This window comes from Roseateles sp. GW835-FHT13E02 (assembly GCF_058794035.1).
The window spans coordinates 1-539 of record NZ_JBXAGJ010000058.1 but is presented as its reverse complement, the minus strand read 5'-3'; the positions used below and the strand labels follow the sequence as shown (position 1 = coordinate 539).

Below are 539 nucleotides of genomic sequence, written 5' to 3'. Positions count from 1 at the left end.
GTCATGCAAGACCAGTACAGCTACGACCCCAACGGCAACGTCACCGCCATCACCGACCAGCAGGAAGCCGGCCTCTTCAGCCGGGCCATGACGTATGACGAGCTGGACCGCCTCTGGACGGCCAACGCCCCCGGCGTCTGGGGCAATGCCAGCTACAGCTATGACGCGGTGGACAACCTCAAGAGCGCCACGGTGGGCAGCCGCAGCAGCGTCTTCAGCTACGACGAGAAAAACCGCCTGAGCCGTGCCGTCACGACCGGCGGCACGGCCAGCAGCACCCTGGCCACCCAGAGCTTTGACTTTGACCTGGGCAACCGCCTCAGAAGCTCCAGCCTGGGCGGCGGCTACCTGTATGACGGCCACGGCCGGCGCATCCGTGTTCACAGCAGCGACGGCAGCACCCGCTTGCAGTTGTACAGCCAGGCCGGGCAGATCCTCTGGGCCACCAGCAGCGGTGGGCCCCGGCCGGCGGGCAGCACGGCGTATATCTACCTCGGCGGCAAGCAGATCGCCGAGTGGGCCAGCGCCGGCAACCAGAC

1 protein-coding gene is annotated in these 539 nt (G+C 67.3%); it reads left to right on the top strand.

The window, feature by feature from the left end; all coding sequences use genetic code 11:
• On the top strand, nucleotides 1-539 hold a 539-nt coding region (locus AC1Q6P_RS24000; protein ID WP_492666276.1), incomplete at both ends, for a hypothetical protein.